Raw genomic sequence first — 19131 nt, forward strand, 5'->3', positions numbered from 1 at the left:
CATTAAGGATTGGTCCGTTAGGACAATTTAACCAAGATTAAGTATGCGTAAATGGCAAAGAATAATGGGGTTGGCCATAGGGCTTGGGGCGGTGGTCTCAGGCTGTAAAGAGCAGGCTCCGAGCGACCAAGATAAGGATAGGGTTCCTGAAGCCGATCTAGTGGAGTATGTAAATCCATATATTGGTTCGGGTGGTCACGGGCACGTTTTTGTAGGAGCCAATGTCCCTTTTGGGGGCGTGCAGCTTGGGCCTGTGAACCTTACGGAAGGTTGGGACTGGTGTTCCGGCTACCATTATTCTGATTCGACCATCATAGGCTTTGCCCATACCCATTTGAGTGGGACGGGTATTGGAGATTTAGGGGATGTGCTGGTGATGCCTGTTGTGGGAGAGGTGAGTGTTGCCAAAGGAGTCCCAGAGCAGCCAGAGACAGGGTACTTCTCTTATTTTGACCATGAAAATGAAGTAGTGGAAGCGGGCTATTATGCGGTGCAGCTGGATCGATATGATGTATATGCAGAGCTGACAGCCACCTCACGCGCGGGATTTCACCAATATACCTTTCCGGAGAGTGATGAGTCCAAATTGCTGTTTAACCTCAAACAAGGGATTGGTTGGGACGTCCCTACCGAGACGCACATAGAATTGGTCAATGATACTACCCTTACGGGCTATCGTTTTTCCAAAGGCTGGGCGAAGGATCAAAAACTATATTTCGCAGCAAAGCTCTCCAAGCCGGTAGTATCTTTTGAGGTTTTTGATGAAAATGAACCAGTAGCTGGCAAATCCTTGACAGGAAAGGAAGTGAAGGCCTTGATGGAATTTGCCACCACAGCTGATGAGAAAGTATTGCTTAAAGTAGGGATTTCACCTGTCAGCGTGGTCAACGCCATGGACAACCTGAAGGAGGAGATTCCCCATTGGGATTTCAAGCGGACAGTAGCAGACGCCAAGTCCAACTGGAATCATGAGCTGAACAAGATCCAAGTGGAGATGGACGATGAGGTGGAGATGACGAAATTCTATACAGCGCTTTACCATACGATGATCGCCCCTTCCGTTTTCAATGACCATAATGGAGACTATGCCGGTGCTGATGGGAAGGTTCGAAACGATACCACCTTTACCAATTTGACCACCTTTTCCCTATGGGATATTTATCGTGGATGCAGTCCTTTGTACACCATTTTCCAGCAGAATAGAATGGAGGATATCGTCAAATCCATGCTGAAGATATACGAGCAGCAAGGCAAGCTTCCCGTTTGGCATTTGGTAGGTAACGAAACCAATACCATGCCCGGATACAGTGCCGTGCCCATTGTGGTAGATGCCTATTTGAAGGGAATTCCAATGGATACGGTGCTGGCCTATGAGGCGGTGAAGGCTTCGGCGATGCGGGATGAACTCGGGTTGGACAAGGTCAAGGAGCTGGGGTATATCCCTGCAGATGGAGAAGTGGAGAGTGTTTCCAAGGGGCTGGAATATGCCCTGTCGGATTGGTGTATTGCCCAGATGGCCAAAGGATTTGGTGCGCAGGAAGACGTTGCGTATTTCTCCAAAAGGGGTAAATATTACCAGCATTATTTTGATCCTAATGTTGGGTTCATGAGAGGAAGGATAGCGGATAATGAGTGGAGAAAACCGTTTAGTCCGTTTACTTCTATCCACATGAAGGGGGATTTTACCGAAGGCAATGCTTGGCAATATACTTGGCTGGTACCTCAGGATGTAGAGGGCCTTGTGGAGCTCCTGGGCGGAAGGGAGGCATTTATTTCAAAATTGGACTCTTTATTCTTGGTGGAAGGGGACATGGGAGAAGAAGCTTCCAATGACATCACGGGGCTGGTCGGTCAGTATGCCCAAGGAAATGAACCCAGTCACCATGTGACGTACCTGTATGGGTATGTAGGTCAATCGCACAAGACCGCGGAAAAAGTACGGTATATTCTCAAAAATCTATATGCCAATGATCCTGATGGGCTAAGTGGAAATGAAGACGTGGGGCAAATGTCTGCTTGGCTGGTGCTTTCCTCGCTAGGGTTTTATCCCGTAGAGCCGGCAGGTGGGAAGTATGTTTGGGGCAGCCCAACGGTAAACAACGCTACGATCAGAATGGATAATGGAAAGACCCTCCATCTGACCGTCAAGGGGAATTCCGAAGAGAACATTTATATTCAGAACATCACCTTTAATGGCAAGCCCTACAGCAGTCAATTCCTGATGCACGAGGACCTCCTGAAGGGGGGAGAAATAGTCGTGGAAATGGGAAGTGAGGCAGCCGAGCATAGGCTGAAATAAAAGGGCTTAATTTAAGCTTTTTATACTTGTTAAATAACCATCTTTGGTCGCTTAAAAAGGCGTGTGCATCGTGGATAACGATTGCCTAATGTCGGGGTTATCCACGATTTAATCGGTGTGGATAAAACTAGATTATCCTGCTTAAATTTTACAAAAGTGTCCTCGTCTTTTTTTAAAATATTTATAAAATCGGTTTTTTTAGATGTTTTTAGTTGTTTTTAAGTAAAAAAACGCGTTTACTTTTGGATAGGTGATGATTAGGTCTTATAATGCAAACGATTGCACGCGCAATCGATTGCATTATAACCTTTTTTGTAACAATAAACCTCTAAAAGATGGCACAAAATGTACCAAGAAAGCCACTTCCCAAGTGGCTGGTCGAGATGACCATTCCATCCATGAGATGGGGGCTAGTATTTCTGTTGGGAATCGGCCTTTCCATATCAAGTTTTGCACAGGAAGTAATCACTGGAACAGTGATTGACTCAGGAGAAGGAGAGCCCATCCCAGGGGCTTCCGTCCTGTTAAAAGGAACCACCACCGGAACCACTACTGATTTTGATGGAAATTTCAGCATTTCCGTTCCCGATGGAGAAGCCATTTTGGTCTTTTCATTTATTGGGTACGAAAAACAGGAGATTACGGTCGGTAACCGATCCAAAATCGATGTTGAGCTGGTTTCTAGTTTGACAGACCTGGAATCGGTGGTCGTGGTCGGTTATGGTACCATGAAGAAATCCGATGTGACCGGCGCGATTGCAGGGGTGGACAGTGACCTTATCACCGAGCGGGGAACCACCAGTCCCGTACAGTCCCTCCAAGGAAGTGTGGCCGGGGTGCAGGTGAGCAATAGCACCGGTAGGCTAGGAGATGGTTTTAACATGACCATCCGTGGAAATAACTCCTTAGCGGGCTCTGAGCCTTTATATGTGGTGGACGGAGTCGTGACCAACAATATCGACTTTCTCAATCCAAATGACATTGCTAAGATCGAAGTCCTGAAAGATGCTTCCTCTGCGGCCATCTACGGTTCGAGGGCTGCAGGCGGCGTCGTGATCGTGGAAACCAAAGGCGGAACCGATATCCCGGATGCCACTACCTTTTCCTTTGATACATTTTACGGTGTGAAAACGCCCGCAAGGCTTCCGGAAATGATGAGCCTAGAGCAATGGAGGGATTACCATATGTCTGCCTATTTAGGTACGACCAATAATGGCGAAGGGATGACTCCCCAAGAATATGAGGATGTCGTGCTGGGGCCAAATAACCCTGTTTTGGCAGAGCGTTTTAACAACCTCGATGGATTTGACTGGTATGATGCAGTGCTGAGAAACGGCATGCAGACCAATAATCACTTGACCATTTCCCATAGGAGTGGTGCTTCCACTTATAATATTGGCATTGGTTATCAGAAGGAAACGGGAACGCTTGAGCAGGAGAGCTTGGACAAGTACACGTTTAACATGAACATCAACCAACACATTAACGATAAGTTCATGGCTGGAGCAAATATGGCCTTGTCCCACGGTACCAACCAACGGGGAAGTGGCAACGCCATGCAGGAAGCCTTTAGGCTGAACCCGTTCCTAAGCCCTTGGGCCATTGATGAGAATGGTGATGAAATTGTAGGAGACCTGTTCCCTCAGCCTGGTAAACTTACCTATCCGAATGGAGATTGGGCAGCAAACAAAACCAGTACGTATAACCCTTTATTGGAAATTGCCAATTCCAGTGATGAGACGAGAAGCCTGAGAGGTGTAGGTAATGCCTATTTACAGTATGATCCCTTGGATTGGTTGAGCTTGAAATCCACCTTTTCCATTGGCTTCAATAACAATAGAAGAGGACGCTTTTGGGGAGCCATGACCAACACAGGTATCAATAACGGTAATTTGCCTTCTTCTGAGGTAAGTTATTATAATAACATGAATACGACGTGGGATAACCAGTTGAATATTAGCAAGGCCTTCAATGACCATTCTTTCAATTTCCTTGCCCTTCAAAGTATTTTTGTGGATCGTACCGAGAGGGCAAATATGTCATCTACCCAACAACCTTTTGAAACAGAATTTTATAATGTAGGATCTGGCCTTCAGGAGACCTATAATTTAGGAAATGGCTTTAGCAAGAGCCAGTTGGCTTCTTTTGCCCTTAGGCTGAATTATTCTTATTTGGATAAATACTTGGTGACCGTTTCTAACAGGTGGGATGGTTCTTCCTTGCTTTCCGAAGGGAATAAATGGCAAGCGTTCCCTTCAGTGGCCTTAGGATGGAGACTGAACAAGGAGGCATTTTTGGCCAATTCATCCACGGTTTCCGATTTGAAGCTGAGACTTGGCTATGGTACTGTGGGAAATAATAACGTTTCGCCTTACCGTACGGTAAATGCACTGACCAGTCAGACTTATTATGATTTTAATGGAACCGCAGCTAACGGATGGGTTCAAAATTCGATTGCGAACAAAGCGTTGACTTGGGAAAAAACCAAGGAGATCAATGCAGGGGTTGATTTTGGATTTTTGATGAACCGTATCACGGGTAGTGTGGATTATTATAACCGATTGTCGGATAACCTTTTGGTGACGCAAAAGTTGCCGTTGGAAATAGGCTTTAGCGATATCGCTTCCAATGCCGCTTCTGTCAGGAACAAAGGGGTGGAGGTAATGTTGAATACCATTAATGTGGAAAACAGCCATGTGACTTGGTCTACGACTTTTACATTTACGAAAAATACCAACTCGATTGAGTCGCTTTATGGACAGTCCGAGGTGGATGATGTAGGAAACGGTTGGTTTATAGGAGAATCAATCGATGCCCATTATAATTTTATTTATGATGGCGTTTGGCAAGCAGGTGAAGATGCTGCTGCCTTCAATCAAACCGAAGGCCAGGCAAAAGCAAAAGATGTAAATAACGATGGCATGATCAATCCTAATGACGATCGGGTGATCCTTGGCTCATCTAATCCATCGTGGACAGGTGGTATCATTTCCAATCTCCAAGTAGGAAATTTTGATATGAATTTTTCATTAGCGACACAACAAGGAGTGTTGGCCTATAGTGATTTCCATAGCAACTTTACAAACGTTACCGATAGAGGGCGTCAGAAACTGGCGATCCCAAATTGGTATGTTCCCGAAAATTCTGTTGGCGTGCCAGCACGGGTAACCAACGAATATCCACAACCAAGGAATGAAGGGCAATATTGGGGTACAGGAATGGCCTATTATAAAGATGCTTCCTTTGTCAAGATTAATAATATCGGGGTAGGGTATACGCTTCCCGAGACCTTGTTAAGCCGAGCAAACCTCAAAAAGGTGCGGGTGTACGTCAATGTACTTAATCCGTTTACATTTACCGACTATGATGGATGGGATCCCGAGTGGGCTCAGGCCAGTTTGGGAATTGGACGTGTAAGTACCATCACTACACAGTTCGGCTTGAGTGTTAAGTTTTAATCTTAAGAATTGATCAATAATGAAGAAGATAAATTCAATTTTCGCAATATTACTTCTCTTGACAGCCTCAGGCTGTGCAGAATTTCTCGAAGAGGAAAATAAATCCAACGTAACGGCAGAAGAGTTTTATGAAACTGCTGAAGGGTACGAAGCCTTGATCAATGCCAATTATTCGGCGCTTCGTAATATTTACGGCGACGATCCATGGATGTTTGTCTGCGGGACAGACCTGTATCAAGAAGGACGGGACCGACCTCCGCAGGGCTTGAGCAAATACTTTGAACTTAACAGTTCCTCATCCGGAGTGGATTTTCTATATGTAAACTGTTACAAGGCCATTCAACTGGCCAATTCAGCGATTCACTATGCTGACATTACTGAGCAGACGGGTGTCACCACTCAGTACTTGGGTGAAGCCCGATTTTTAAGGGCAAATGCTTATTTCCTTTTGGTACAGAGTTATGGTGGCGTAGGGATGATCACCGAATATGTAGATGAGCCTATTTTGCAGTTTGATCGGTCAAATGCCGAAGAGGTATATGCCTTTATCATTGCTGAATTGGAGGGAGCTATGGGGCAGGTGTCCTCAGGAGCATATGATGGACACGTTAACCAACGGGCAGTGGAAAACCTCTTGGCAAAAGTTCACCTAACCAGGGGATATGAAGCGTTTGGTACGGCCGATGATTTTGCCAAGGCAGCTTCCTATGCTGACAATGTGATCAACGGACAAGGGCTTAACCTTACGTCTGAAGAGCTTTGGACGCCTGGAAATGATATGAATGAAGAAGTGATCTTTTCAGTGCAGTGGAGTGCAGGATCGATCAGTGCAGACCCAACAGGAATGGGGAACAAACAGCAAAGCTATTTTGGCCCTTATATGGGGGGCTCAGAAGTAGCGGGTGATGCTCCATACAAGACTTATACTACCTTGCCCAACCGGTTTGCGTTGGACCTTTATGAAGAAGGAGATGAGCGTTGGTATTCTACTTTTATGACGGAAGTGTTTACCAGGTATTATGACTACTTTGATGTAGATGATCACAGCTCCCTTATGGTGGAGGATTTCTATGAGCCTCGATGGTTTACAGCGCAGGACAGTATTGATTATGTAAATGCTCACCCAGGGGTTGAATACCACTCTTATGGTACCACGGATCCAAATGGAGGAGCTATTTCACTGGACCGGGCTACTATGATTGTTAAGAAGTTTGACGATCCGACTTCCCTGTTTGGTGGTGCGAGCAGTACCCGGGATTTTATCGTATCGCGTTTGGCAGAGACGTACTTGGTAGCAGCTGAAGCGTACTTGCAAGCAGGTGACCCTTCGACTGGACTAGATCGCCTTAACGTGGTTCGGGAAAGAGCCGGGGTAGCAGATGCTTCACTTGGGGAGTTTGACCTCGACTATATTTTGGATGAAAGGGCAAGAGAACTTTTGGGTGAATACCACAGGTGGTTTGACCTGAAGAGAACCGGTAAATTGGTCGAAAGAGCTTCTGCTCACAACAGCTGGATTACGCCTTCTAATTTCGAAGGGGCTAACGGAAATCTTAAAATTCTAAGGCCAATTCCTCAAAATGCCATTGACCTTAACCAAAACAAGGATTTTCCTCAAAATCCTGCATACGAATAAGCTCTTAGGATAGTAATAAATTAAAAGAGGAAAGCCGGGTCGAAAGATCCGGCTTTTTTATGTCAGGGATGTTGTGGTGTCACGCCTTATGTTTGGAGTAAGCATTTGTCCTTTGTCCTGATTATGGCCACAATGGTGACGGGCTTTGTGTTTTTGATTCTCAGCTTTGTGGCCGATTGTCAGGAATATCGGTTACTCGTTAAATTTGATTTCCAGTTGGTCTGGTAGTAGCTTGAATGACTGGCGGTGAAGGGGAGTGGTACCCAGTTTGGTAATTCCCTCGCGATGCTCTTTGGTGGGGTATCCTACATTTCTCTCCCAGCCATATCCCGGGAATTTTTCGGCATAGGTGGCCATCAGCTTGTCACGGTGCACTTTGGCCAAAATGGATGCTGCGGCGATGCTGGCGTATTTTCCATCCCCTTTTATGATACAGTCATAGGGGATATCGAGTTGACTTTTAAAGCGGTTGCCGTCAATTAACAAATGCTCCGGCTGGACAGTAAGTGCTTGGACGGCCCGGGTCATGGCCAAAAAGGAGGCGTTGAGGATGTTGATTTCATCGATTTCTTCTACCGTAGATTCTGCCACCGCCCAAGCGGTGGCATTTTCCTTGATTTCATCCACGAGGCGTTCCCTGTTGGCTTTGCTTAGCTTTTTAGAGTCGTTGATCAGCTCATGGGCAAAGTCATTGGGCAGTATTACTGCGGCGGCCACGACGGGGCCACATAAGCAGCCCCTGCCAACTTCATCAGCTCCCGCTTCCAGCCGTTCAGCTTCTAAATAGGGTAACAGCTTCATCGATGATTTTTTCTTCTCTAGGATAATATTTATGGATCATTTCAGCTACAAGGCCCGTCCAGCCCGTTTGGTGGGATGCGCCCAGGCCTTTTCCATTATCGCCGTGAAAATATTCATAGAAAAGGAAATAATCCTTGAAATGTGGATCGTTTTGCATTTTCTCATTATCTCCAAATACTGGCCTTTTTCCCTCTTTGTTGCGCATAAAGATTTCAATATTACGCAAGGAGAGCTCTTTGGCAATAATGTCCAAGGTGGCAAATCGGCCGGATCCTGTAGGATATTCAATTGGGAAATCCCCCCCATAGTAGTAGTTGAATTTTTTTAAAGCTTCCATGATCAGCCAGTTAATGGGAAACCAAATAGGTCCTCTCCAGTTGGAGTTACCGCCAAACATCCTGGTATTGGATTCTCCGGGCGTGTATTCCACTGTATGTTTTTCGCCGTTTAGTTTCATGGAATAGGGATGGTCTTTGTGGTATTTTGATACCGATCTGATACCATAATCTGACAAAAACTCATCAGGATCAAGGAGCTTTTTCAACAGGCTCTTCATCCGGTGCCCACGGAGGAGGGAAAAGAGGTGTCTCTTGTCCTTTCCAGGTTCTATCCAGTTGGATACCAAGGAAGCTAGCTTGGGCTTTTCCTTAAGGAAAAAGTCCAGTCGCTTTTTAAACTCAGTGAGGTTTTCATACATTTCCTCCTTGATAGGCTCCACCGCAAAAAGCGGGATGATCCCAACAATGGATCGAACCTTCATCCGCTTGGGAGCCGTGTCGTCGATGTGAAGGACATCGTAAAAGAAATTGTCTTCATCATCCCAGAGACTGATGTTTTCACCGGATATATTGTTCATGGCTCCAGCGATATAAAGGAAATGCTCCAGAAATTTCGTGGCTGTATATTGGTAGACTTTGTTGAATTCACACAAGTCCAAAGAAATCCGTAGAAGGTTTAAGGAAAACATGGCCATCCATGAGGTGGCATCGGCTTGTTCCAATCGTCCACCGAATTTATCTACATGGCTGCGGTCAAACAAACTGACATTATCCAGCCCCAAAAATCCCCCTTCAAAGATGTTTTGGCCATCGCTGTCCTTTTGGTTTACCCACCACGTAAAATTCAGCATTAGCTTATGCATGGCCCGTTCCAAAAACTCCTGGTCTCCTTTTCCACCGTTCATTTTTTTGTCCATCTGATAGACACGGTGTACGGCATAGGCATGGATCGGTGGATTTACATCATTGAAATTCCATTCATACGCTGGGATTTGCCCGTTGGGATGCATGTACCATTCACTGAGGAGCAGGAGCAACTGTTCTTTCGCAAATTCAGCATCCAATCGAGCCAAGGGGATACAGTGGAATGCCAAGTCCCAAGCGGCATACCACGGGTATTCCCACTTGTCAGGCATGGAAATGATGTCATAGTTTTGGAGGTGCCGCCAGTTATGGTTTCGACCTTTTTTACGTTCTGGAGGAGGCATGTAGCGCCCAGGATCCCCTTCTAGCCATCGCTCCACATTGTAATAATAGAATTGTTTCCCCCACATCATTCCGGCATAGGCTTGGCGCTGGATGCTGCGAAGCTCCTCATCCGTGACATGTCCTTGCAGATCATGGTAAAATTCGTTCGTCTCCTTCAGCCGTTTTTCTATGATGTTGTCGCTATCGTTGGTGTCTACGGCAGCATTTTTATGGGCCATTCGAAAAGCTACGGTGTGGCAGCCACCAGCGGGAACGGTGATTTTATAAAGGGCAGCAGCTTTGGTCCCAAAGTGTTTGGGATTCAGATGTGCAGTGTCACCGGCTACGACATAGTCATTGATGGCATCCTTCAAAAATGTCTTTTGGTTGTCGATGTCATAAAGCTTTTTCCTATTGGTTTCGTTGTCACAAAACAATAGTTCAGGCTCTCCGTCAAAGTGAAAATGATAGTTGCCCAGTTTTGGATTGAAGGCAAGAATTCGGTTACTGGTGCTCTTGCTAAGTTTGGGGAGGAAAGGTTCATGGCCGGTAAACCAAGTCTTTCGAAACCAAATGGTAGGCATTACCCAGATGGTGGCTTCTTCCTTGCCCCGGTTATGAATGGTAGCTTTCGCGACGATGTCCTCATAGTCTTCCTTGGCATATTCTATAAAAATATCAAAGTAGGCATCATCGTCAAATATCCCTGTATCGATCAATTCATATTCCGGGTCATGTTTCCCTCTTTTGGCATTTTCATCCACAAGGTCTTGATAAGGGAATTCTTGCTGGGGATACTTGTAAAGCATCTTCATATAGCTGTGGGTCGGCGTGGCATCTAAATAATAATAGAGCTCTTTTACGTCCTCACCATGGTTTCCCTGATTTCCTGTAAGCCCAAAAAGTCTTTCCTTGATCATCGGATCTTTACCGTTCCAAAAAGCCCAAGCCATACACAGCTTTTGCTTGTTGTCGCTGAATCCGCCAATGCCTTCTTCTCCCCAACGGTAAGCTTTGCTTTTTGCATCATCATGGGTGACGTTTTCCCATGCTGCACCATCCGGGCTGTAGTCTTCCCTTACGGTTCCCCATTGCCTTTCGGTCAAATAAGGCCCCCATTTTTTCCAATGCTTTTTTCGGTCGGTGTCTTCCTTAAGTCTTGTTCTCTCTATATTCATAGAATCATCTTCAAAGCCAAAACCCGAATTTACGAGTTTTATATAAAAACTGAATCAGTGGAGTGGTTAAGCTTTTACGAAGAAAATGAAATTTTTATGGAAATCGATTTTGTTACTTCCGCCGAAACAAGTGTGGTGAAAATCAGGCTTTGATTTTTACGTTTCGGCGATATATGCTGTTGGCACTGCTGTCGATTGCGGCCGCCAGTTATTTTGGGATGATAAAATTTCCGTAAGCTTTATTCCCAATTCCTTTTCCCAATCTACAAAATTGGAAGGTGTATTGTTGAAAGTTTTTAAAAAAATATCGAATTTTTTGAAATCAAATGTGTCGTGCGCGATGCCAGCCTGAGCGGCCAAGGCATCCAGGGCATTGCATGCTTGTTCGTATTGACCTGACACGGGCACCATCATGACAGGTTTCCCAAAGTACATGGCTTCACAAATGGATTCAAATCCTGCGGTGCTCAGCAAACCGCGACAAGCGGCCATTTTTTCTAAATAGAGCTGATCGTCGATTTGGTGAAACGTGAGGTTGGAGCTGGGGCGATAAGGGGAGGGCATGTCTTTCTTATCCCAAAAGGCCTCAATTTTTATGTCAGGATGGAGCATGCTAAAGGCAATGACTTCTTCGGCATAGCCTGAATTAACCATGTAGGTAAGGATGAAATCACCACATGAGGGCTGCAGCTGCTTTACCTGTGGGCGGAGAAGTGGTGGGATGACCGTTAAATTGCCTTGCGTGGAAGGAGAGATGCGACGAAATGATAATGCAAGACGTTTCTCTGCACCCAAGGCGGTAACGGCAGTATTGAGCTTAAACAAGGCCTTTTGGAGCGGGGAATCAGGGGCAAAAGGGAATTCAGGATGACTGATCAGGTATTGATGGCCGATGGTCCAAAAGGAGGCTTTGGGACGGTAAATGAAGTTGTATATACCGGCCAAGAGATCATAAAAATTGAGGATGATGTCTGGTCGACTGGTCTTTACCACTTGGTCGATCACTTGTAAACTTCCCGAAAATTTCCTTGCCCTAAAGAGATTGTGCTGAATGGTCTTGCCGATATGGATGGACTTTTCCTTCCTATCTGCCGCAAAATTGGGGCTTTCGAATTGTATCAGGTTAGTCTTTAGCCCTTTTTTAACAAAATCAGGTAGGTTACGTCTGCTACTTTTACCGATCAGCACATCAGTTATGGTGTGACCTTGTTGGGTCAGGATCTCAAATAACGCCAGCGCTTGCGTCATATGGCCACGGCCTTCGCCTTGAACGATAAAGACAAATTTCATAATCAGAAGCGGAATGGCGGCAGTTCCAGGTCGTCATTTGGCTTTTGGAAGGATACTGCAGCGTAAGATTCTTTTTCGTGTAAGGGCACGATTTTGCTGTCATCTACACCGTTGTTGCCAAAATCAATTTCGTTGTAATAAATCAATTGCCAGTTGCCTTCGTAGTCCTCTGCCAATGCACTCATGGTTTCGACCCAGTCGCCTGAATTTAAGTATTCTATACCGTCGATGGTTCTGGATTCAGCTTTATGGATGTGCCCACAAATAATACCATCACACCCTTTTGTTTTGGCCATGATCGCCAGTTCTTTTTCGTACTTATCGATGTAGGAAACTGCAGATTTTACTTTCCCCTTCACATATTGGGAGAGTGAATAGTAAGGCAGTCCTTTTTTCCTTCTATAATGATTGATTAGGCGGTTTAGCCATAGTAAAAAAGTATAACCAATATCTCCCAAGTAAGCGACCCAGCGCAGATTGGTCGTGATACTGTCAAATACATCTCCGTGAAGGATATAGTATTTTTTACCGCAAGATTCGTACATCATGTCCTTTAGAATGGACAGGTTTCCCACTTTTAAAGGTAAAACCTGATCAAGAAAATCATCATGATTTCCCCTTAGATAGTAGACCTTTGTATCATCGTTATCGATCATCTTCAGAATCCTGTTGAAGAAACGCGTGTGCTTACGTTTCCAAACCCCGGATTTCTTAAGTTGCCAACCGTCTATGATGTCACCATTCAAGATGAGATTTTCACACCGGTATTTTTTAAGAAACCGAACGACCTCTTTGGCTTTGGATCCCTTTGTCCCCAAATGGATATCCGAAATAACGATAGTTTTGAATTGTGTCTTCAATAGCTTGCTTGTTTTGGAAGCAAGGTAAAGTATAGGAATTAATTGACGATGAATGACTTATTATCAAAATGAGATGTTTTGAGAGAAAGTTGTATTATCTTGTGAAATAAATGTTATCACAATGTTAAAAAGCTTATGCACAGGAGGTTTGGTCGGGTGAAGCGAAAAGATAACCACCGAAAATATGATTTTATGGAGGCAGTTTGTTGTGATGGCAATGGTCGCTTTCAGCTTTTCAAGAAACCCAGGCTATGCATTAAAGATGAGCTTGAACGTTGTCCCCTTTCCAACAGTAGATTTTACCTGGATATTTCCTTTGTGCCTTCTCATGATTTGTTTGGAAAGACTCAGGCCAATGCCGGATCCTTTCTTTTTAGTAGTGAAGAATGGGATGAAGATCTTGTTCAAGGCGTCTTCTTCGATTCCTTTTCCGGAGTCTGAAATTTCTATGATGATTTTTCCTGCTTCATCGATAAAAGCATGCAAGCTGATTTTTTTTATCGTGGCTTCTTCCACTGCATGAATGGCGTTTTGGATGATGTTGATGAGCACTTGTTCGATCAGCGAACTGTCAGCAAAAAGTAATAAATCTTTGGGTTCTATCTTTTTTTCGCAGGAAATATCGTATTGCTCAATCTGGTGCTGAAAGAGAACGGCCAGTTGATCAAACAACTCCTGCAATCGGATGGCCGAGAATTTTGGTACGGGGATATGGGCGAGGCTTCGGAAGTCACTTACAAAGTCGATTAATCCCTCGCTTCGTTTTTCAATGGTCGAAATCCCCATCAGGTAATCTTCGACTTCTGCTACCGGTACTGGCTGGTCTCTTTCCACTTGGGATTGAATATCTCCTTTTATGGTGGATGCCAATGACGAAATAGGGGCAATGCTGTTCATGATCTCATGGGTGAGCACACGAACCAAGTTCTGCCAAGCTTCCATTTCTTTTTCTTCCAGTTCACTTTGGATGTTTTGGAGCGATACGAGTTTGAATTTGACGCCACGTAATACCAACTCGATGACATAGACCGAAAGTTGCATAATGCCATCCTGGTGAGCGATTTTTATCAGTTCGCTCCCTCCTGTCCGAAGGGTTTGGATGGCATTATGGAGTTCTTTGTTGACTTGGTCGATCTCTTGGATGTTGTCCAGGTGATCGATGTTTAGCATCCGTTTAGCAGCGGTATTGAGGATCTGGATCCTGCCATCTTCTTCAAAGGTGATCAACCCAATGCTGAGGTGTTGGAATACGGACCTGAAGTACTGGTAATTTGCTTCTTTCTCTGCTTGGTCTTCCTTGAGTTTTGCCAAGATGGCATTGAATTCGATGTGGAGGTCATCGGTTTCGGTCCCGTCAAATTTCACCGGGTAGACCGTAGCGTAGTTGTTTTGCTTGATGTTATCCAAAAATTGGCGCACCTTCTTAAAGCTGCTTTCTGCATAGTTTACCAGAAAAATCAGCTGCGCGATGACAAGAATGATAAACAGCGAGGTGATAAAGACCCCAGAGCTGTTTAAAATCGCATAAGAAAGTATAAAGAGTGACAGCGTAAGCAGTGCCACCCTCCCGAGCAAGCCAATTTTATAATCCATATTTTTCTAATCTTCTGTACAGGGATGCCCTGGTCAGTCCTAGTTCCTTTGCCGCCTTGGAGATATTCCCGCCGTTTTTATCAATGGCCTTTTGAATCACGTTTTTCTCGACTTCGTCCAAGTTTAAAGTGCCATTGGTTTTGACTTTTTCGGCCGAAGGTTTGGAAGAGAGAAAGAAGAAATCGCGACTGTCCAATTCCTGGCCCTCCGCCATGATGATGGCCCTTTCTATAGCGTGCTGTAATTCACGGATATTGCCCGGCCAACTATAATTTTGGAGCAATTGGATGGCTGCTGGTTTAAACCCGCTGAAATCCTTACGGTATTTCTTCGCATATACTTTCAGAAAGTGATTGGCCAGCAATGGTATATCGTCCTGCCGTTCCCGAAGAGGAGGGAGAAAGATCTCTACGGTATTGACACGGTAAAGTAAATCTTGCCGAAAGGTGTTTTCCATCACCATGTCGTGCACTTTCATGTTGGTGGCACAGATCAGCCTGATATCCACAGGGATGGATTTATTGGTTCCAATTCGAGTGACCTCACGTTTTTGGAGCACGGTAAGCAGCTTGGATTGGAGTGGCATGCTGAGGTTACCGATCTCATCCAAGAACAAGGTGCCCTTGTCGGCCACTTCAAAACGGCCCGCACGATCTTCCTTGGCATCGGTAAAAGCGCCCCTTTTGTGTCCGAAAAGCTCACTTTCAAACAAGGTCTCTGTGATGGCTCCCATGTCTACTCCCACAAATATCTCATCCCGACGGAGGGAACGGTCATGGATGGCCCGCGCGATGAGCTCTTTTCCTGTCCCATTTTCTCCCAATATCAGGACGTTGGCATCTGTTTGGGCTACCTTGTCGATGATGGAGAAAATATTTTTCATGGAGGAGCTTTGCCCGATGATTTCCGAAAAAGGCTTTTTCATATCAGCTTGGAGCTGCCGGGATTTTTGGGAAATATTGTCCACTTGGTCATAGCTCTCCTTAAGCCTGCTTGCAGCGCTTAACGTGGCCAATAACTTTTCGTTTTGCCATGGCTTTAGGATGAAGTCCGTAGCACCTTCTTTAAGCGCTTGCACGGCCATTTCTACGTCACCAAAGGCGGTGATGAGAATGACAACTGCTTTGGGATCGATTTCCTTGATTTGCTTCAGCCAATGGAAGCCCTCTTTTCCAGAAGTCGTATCCTCCGTGAAATTCATGTCCAGTAGGATAACATCGTAATTGTTGTTGTTGACCAAAAAAGGAATCCTTCGCGGATCTTTTTCAATAGTTACTTCTTTAGCATATTTTTTTAGCAGCATCTTCGCTGCAAACAAGAGGTCTTCATTATCGTCTACGATCAATATTTTGCCTAAACTGGTGTCTTCCATTGGAGTATTGGTTTTGTGATGCAAGTTGCCTTTGCTTTTGCTGAAATGATGCCATCTTTATAAATGCCCAATTTAACGAATTTAAACAGGTTTTTAAGAATTTATTGTTCGAAATTGAACAAAAATAGATCGTTTTTGAACGGTTTTTAAATCAACCTCGGGATTCTTTTTTATCCCTTCCAAAAAGTATTACCTTTAGCGTTATTCACAAAAAAAGAAATAATAAATGTCTGTAGCAACTAAAGGAAGTACCGTAAAAGTACATTACACTGGTAAGTTAAAAGACGGAACAGTATTCGACTCTTCAGAAAACAGAGAGCCACTTCAGTTTACAGTAGGCGATGGAAATATGATCAAAGGTTTTGACACTGCTGTTAGCGGTATGGAAGTGGGACAGGATAAAAGCATCACGATCCCTTGTGCCGAAGCATATGGTGATAAAAGAGACGATATGATGATCGATGTGCCTGTAGAGCAAGTGCCTGCAGACATTAAGCCTGAAGTAGGAATGGACCTGTCCATTCAGAACCAACAAGGACAGCCTGTGCCAGTAAAAGTGGTACACGTGGACGAACAAAAGATCACTTTGGACGCCAATCACCCACTTGCAGGGGAAGATTTGGTATTTGATATCAAATTGGTGGAAGTAGGTTAAGAAACCGAATGCTTAACCATGAAATTCAAAAGCCCGGATTGTCCGGGCTTTTTTTATTTTTCTAATGTACTGTCTCTTTTATGATCAGATGTGGTTTTGGAACGGGCCACATCATGTTTTTTGACCCCTTGCGGATTGGCATAGATGCTCTTCGTCTTATTGTATTTGGAATTGCCCACTTCCACCACAAACAATTCACTGGTAATGTGCGAAAAATCGTAGGTCTTTTGCTTTCCGTCTTTGGGCTTTATCGTGTCCTCCATGATTAGGTTGCCGATGATGTCAAATATCTTTACAGCGGTGTTCTGCTGCACATCGTCCTCTAAAATGATCTTGAATTTTTTAGAACCGGTAGATTTTAGGTTGAAATCTACATCAGGCTTGTTCAAGTTCTTGGGGAAAATAATATTGTTCTCCGATTTCTTGAGGAAATTTTGGGCATAAAATTCCCTGACCGTACCGGTAAAAACCAGTAGCGCTATGGCCAGTAAAATGATATGTATAGTCTTTCTTAGTAAATGTTTTCTCATCGGGTCGCAAAATTGCAAAAATCAATCCAGATTTCGAATGAAAATCGGGTTTTTATTGAAAATATTCTAAAAAATCTAGTAATTCTGATGAAAAAAACCAACTGAGTGCTGTATATCCAGCTAAAAGTGCGGATAATATTTTGTTTTATGCGGATGATTTTACAGAGGCACCTGTGTTAAAACTGGTTAAAACTGTGGATTATGGGGACTCACTTGGTCCATTCGAACAGATTGTCAGGAATTGTATAGGTGTCCAAACGTCCTTTTGAGTAAAAACTCATGACACTTTTGCCAATGGCTACGGCAGGAGCTTTCACGGGGGCTTTTACCTTTTTTGATTTACCTGACAAATAATCCGTGATCACGAGGATCTCCTCATCCATATGTAAGAGAAAATTGCTGTGAAATGCGAGCTTTTGATGTGTGATAATGGGTAAAAAACCTATAAAGTTGCTTTGATTGTCCAATAGGTAAATTCCCTTGTTTTGGACATTGATAAAGACGGTGTTTTTATATTCCACGATTTCTTCCACTGTCCACTCTCCATCAGCGATAAGGAGGTTTAATGGCTGGTCCTGAAGCACAGTACTCCTTTGGTAATCCCATTGGATCAGATGGTAATTGGTCTCGTCAAAGAGCCAGATTTTAAGGTTATTGCCCAAGGAAGCGGCACGGATATTCCCGAATTCAGGTGCATTCAAACGTGACGAGTAAAGCGGGTTCAAAAACCGATCTAGAAGTTCAATGCGTTGGAGATCACGCGAAAAGGTAAAGATGTTGACGGTTTTGGCAGCTTCCAATTGCTGTAGGGAGCCTTGATAGGCCGGGGAATAATTATTGCTGGAATCGGCAGTTAAATTGTAGCGGACGGTGACATTGCCTTTTTGGTCCGAAAAGAACAGGTTGTCTTCATTGTCAAAATCAACTAATCCCAAGGAGGGAAAGGTGTCTGAAAAGGTGTTTTCCCAGTTGATTTCCTGGGCTTGGGAAAGCGGCAAATGAAACAGTACTGCCCAAAGGAAAAACAAAAACAACTTCATTCCTCAAATATCGCTAATTGAAAATTATCGCCATCAAAAACACCATAGGTATATTGACTGACCCATTCACCCAAATTGTAGTACATTGACTGGTCTCCTACTTCCAGGGATAGCGGCAAATGTCGGTGTCCGAAAACGTAGTAATCAAAATGCATCTTTTTTTCCACATCCTTACAATATTGCCATAGCCATTCATCCTTTCCCTTGAAAGCATCCTCGTTTTTGGCTTGGTTGCTGATACGACTGCTTCCAGACCATTTTTGCGCAATTCTGATGCCGATATCCGGATGAAGCCACCTGAACAGTCCTTGGCAAAATTTATTCGTGAATACTTTTTTCAGGAGTTTGTATTGTTTGTCTCCTGGCCCTAGTCCATCTCCATGGCCGATTAATAATTTTTTGTGGTTGATCTCAACGGTGATGGGGGTATGGTAAACAGGAATGCCCAGTTCTTCCGTGAAATAATCCTTCATCCACAGGTCATGGTTTCCGGTGAAAAAGATCACTGGAATACCTTTGTCCCTCAGCTGGGAAATTTTACTGATAAATTTTATGAACCCCTTTGGAATGACGGTTTTGTATTCAAACCAGAAGTCGAAGATATCCCCAACCAGAAAAATAGCTGCCGCATCATCTTCAATCTCATGGAGCCATCGGATGATTTTGTCCTCTCTTTTTTTACTGGTATGGTGGTCTGGGGCCCCAAGATGGAAATCAGATGCAAAAAATACTTTTTTATGGGGAGATAACTGAATGTTCATGGAACGCTTGAGGTATGCCAAAGGAAGATCAATGAATGAAAGACCTGGTGACAAGTCCTCCGTGGTGATCTTTTGGCCGTTAAATTTAATATTGATGATTTGCCAAAATTAGCAATCTTTTGAGATTACCAAAACGGGGAAGGGCTGGATAAGGTGTAGGGCTACAACCAAAAAGGCTTCCCATGTTATCTG

Annotated in this window: 13 protein-coding genes; 4 read left to right on the forward strand and 9 right to left on the reverse strand. The window is 44.3% G+C overall.

Annotated elements, in window-relative coordinates; translation table 11 throughout:
- Positions 1–43: 43 nt before the first annotated feature.
- From ECHVI_RS11770 to ECHVI_RS11780, 3 genes are all read left to right on the forward strand, one after another.
- Complete coding sequence (locus ECHVI_RS11770) at positions 44–2299, forward strand: GH92 family glycosyl hydrolase (RefSeq protein ID WP_157501366.1); 2256 nt, start codon at positions 44–46, stop codon at positions 2297–2299.
- Between the two features lie 335 nt (positions 2300–2634).
- On the forward strand, positions 2635–5757 hold the full coding sequence (locus ECHVI_RS11775; RefSeq protein WP_015266218.1) for a SusC/RagA family TonB-linked outer membrane protein: 3123 nt from the start codon (positions 2635–2637) through the stop codon (positions 5755–5757).
- A 19-nt stretch (positions 5758–5776) separates the two neighbouring features.
- The gene (locus tag ECHVI_RS11780) at positions 5777–7393 is read left to right on the forward strand and encodes a RagB/SusD family nutrient uptake outer membrane protein (protein ID WP_015266219.1); all 1617 of its coding nucleotides are present in this window, start codon (positions 5777–5779) and stop codon (positions 7391–7393) included.
- Positions 7394–7585: 192 nt separating this feature from the next.
- On the opposite strand, the gene ECHVI_RS11785 is transcribed toward ECHVI_RS11780, so the two are convergent.
- The 6 genes from ECHVI_RS11785 to ECHVI_RS11810 all read right to left on the reverse strand — a co-directional run bounded on the left by ECHVI_RS11785 (position 7586) and on the right by ECHVI_RS11810 (position 15953).
- Positions 7586–8194, reverse strand: a complete 609-nt coding sequence (locus tag ECHVI_RS11785; RefSeq protein ID WP_015266220.1) for a ribonuclease HII — start codon at positions 8192–8194, stop codon at positions 7586–7588.
- Positions 8166–10838, reverse strand: a complete 2673-nt coding sequence (locus ECHVI_RS11790) for an MGH1-like glycoside hydrolase domain-containing protein (protein WP_015266221.1) — start codon at positions 10836–10838, stop codon at positions 8166–8168. Before ECHVI_RS11790 ends, ECHVI_RS11785 begins: the two co-directional genes overlap by 29 nt.
- A 156-nt stretch (positions 10839–10994) precedes the next feature.
- A complete protein-coding gene (locus ECHVI_RS11795; RefSeq protein WP_015266222.1) occupies positions 10995–12128 on the reverse strand; it encodes a glycosyltransferase family protein in 1134 nt (377 codons plus the stop codon).
- Positions 12129–12130: 2 nt separating this feature from the next.
- The gene (locus ECHVI_RS11800) at positions 12131–12988 is read right to left on the reverse strand and encodes a UDP-2,3-diacylglucosamine diphosphatase (RefSeq protein WP_015266223.1); all 858 of its coding nucleotides are present in this window, start codon (positions 12986–12988) and stop codon (positions 12131–12133) included.
- 249 nt (positions 12989–13237) lie between these two features.
- Positions 13238–14581: a sensor histidine kinase gene (locus ECHVI_RS11805; RefSeq protein ID WP_015266224.1), complete on the reverse strand. Its 1344-nt coding sequence runs from the start codon at positions 14579–14581 to the stop codon at positions 13238–13240.
- Complete coding sequence (locus ECHVI_RS11810; RefSeq protein ID WP_015266225.1) at positions 14571–15953, reverse strand: sigma-54-dependent transcriptional regulator; 1383 nt, start codon at positions 15951–15953, stop codon at positions 14571–14573. Before ECHVI_RS11810 ends, ECHVI_RS11805 begins: the two co-directional genes overlap by 11 nt.
- 226 nt (positions 15954–16179) lie before the next feature.
- On the opposite strand from ECHVI_RS11810, the gene ECHVI_RS11815 reads away from it, so the two are divergent.
- Complete coding sequence (locus tag ECHVI_RS11815) at positions 16180–16608, forward strand: FKBP-type peptidyl-prolyl cis-trans isomerase (RefSeq protein ID WP_015266226.1); 429 nt, start codon at positions 16180–16182, stop codon at positions 16606–16608.
- 53 nt (positions 16609–16661) lie between these two features.
- Here the strand turns inward: ECHVI_RS11815 and ECHVI_RS11820 are convergent, their stop codons facing one another.
- The 3 genes from ECHVI_RS11820 to ECHVI_RS11830 form a co-directional block, all read right to left on the reverse strand.
- Positions 16662–17138: a T9SS type A sorting domain-containing protein gene (locus ECHVI_RS11820; protein WP_015266227.1), complete on the reverse strand. Its 477-nt coding sequence runs from the start codon at positions 17136–17138 to the stop codon at positions 16662–16664.
- 209 nt (positions 17139–17347) lie between these two features.
- Positions 17348–18178: a hypothetical protein gene (locus tag ECHVI_RS11825; RefSeq protein WP_015266228.1), complete on the reverse strand. Its 831-nt coding sequence runs from the start codon at positions 18176–18178 to the stop codon at positions 17348–17350.
- A complete protein-coding gene (locus ECHVI_RS11830; protein ID WP_015266229.1) occupies positions 18175–18939 on the reverse strand; it encodes a UDP-2,3-diacylglucosamine diphosphatase in 765 nt (254 codons plus the stop codon). The genes ECHVI_RS11825 and ECHVI_RS11830 overlap by 4 nt, the downstream gene beginning before the upstream one ends.
- Between the last annotated feature and the right edge of the window lie 192 nt (positions 18940–19131).

The sequence above is a fragment of the Echinicola vietnamensis DSM 17526 genome (genome assembly GCF_000325705.1).
In the GTDB taxonomy this organism is placed as follows: domain Bacteria; phylum Bacteroidota; class Bacteroidia; order Cytophagales; family Cyclobacteriaceae; genus Echinicola; species Echinicola vietnamensis.